Consider the following 1,135-nt stretch of genomic DNA (forward strand, 5'->3'; position numbering starts at 1 on the left):
CCGCCTGGGGAGTACGGTCGCAAGACTGAAACTCAAAGGAATTGACGGGGACCCGCACAAGCAGTGGAGTATGTGGTTTAATTCGAAGCAACGCGAAGAACCTTACCAGGTCTTGACATCCCTCTGACCGGTCTAGAGATAGACCTTTCCTTCGGGACAGAGGAGACAGGTGGTGCATGGTTGTCGTCAGCTCGTGTCGTGAGATGTTGGGTTAAGTCCCGCAACGAGCGCAACCCTTGATCTTAGTTGCCAGCACTTCGGGTGGGCACTCTAAGGTGACTGCCGGTGACAAACCGGAGGAAGGTGGGGATGACGTCAAATCATCATGCCCCTTATGACCTGGGCTACACACGTACTACAATGGCCGGTACAACGGGCAGCAAAGCCGCGAGGTGGAGCAAATCCTTAAAAGCCGGTCTCAGTTCGGATTGCAGGCTGCAACTCGCCTGCATGAAGTCGGAATTGCTAGTAATCGCGGATCAGCATGCCGCGGTGAATACGTTCCCGGGTCTTGTACACACCGCCCGTCACACCACGAGAGTTTACAACACCCGAAGCCGGTGGGGTAACCGCAAGGAGCCAGCCGTCGAAGGTGGGGTAGATGATTGGGGTGAAGTCGTAACAAGGTAGCCGTATCGGAAGGTGCGGCTGGATCACCTCCTTTCTATGGAGAATCGTTTCCTGAAACGGAAACATTCAAATACGGAAGCTAAGCTTCCGAGCACACTCACTCGTTGTTCAGTTTTGAGAGTTTAATCTCTCAAAATCAAGTCATAAAATTTCATCCACACTTTTCGTGATGGACCGAGAATTTTATGGTCGCAACAAAGTTGCTCTTTGAAAACTAGATAACGAAACAATTTTGCGATTTTAGAAATATCCTTTAAGCTGAACTTGTGTTAAACAAGTGAAGATTAATAGATTGCTGAGTGAGGTTTTTGGATCGTGAGCGACTTTTGGCTTTGCGTAAGCAAAACAAGTGGAGCGAAGGAGACAAAACACCGAACAATATGGTTAAGCTATTAAGAGCACACGGAGGATGCCTAGGCGCTAGGAGCCGATGAAGGACGTGGCGAACAACGATACTGCCTCGGGGAGCTGTACGCAAGCTTTGATCCGGGGATGTCCGAATGGG

General features: G+C 50.2%; 2 rRNA genes. Both read left to right on the forward strand.

Features of this window, described 5'->3' with window-relative positions:
- Positions 1–664 (forward strand): 16S ribosomal RNA (locus KJS58_RS24790); the annotation flags it as partial.
- Between the two features lie 348 nt (positions 665–1,012).
- A 23S ribosomal RNA gene (locus tag KJS58_RS24795) occupies positions 1,013–1,135 on the forward strand; the annotation flags it as partial.

It is taken from the genome of Paenibacillus sp. J45TS6 (assembly GCF_018403285.1).
GTDB lineage: Bacteria > Bacillota > Bacilli > Paenibacillales > Paenibacillaceae > Paenibacillus.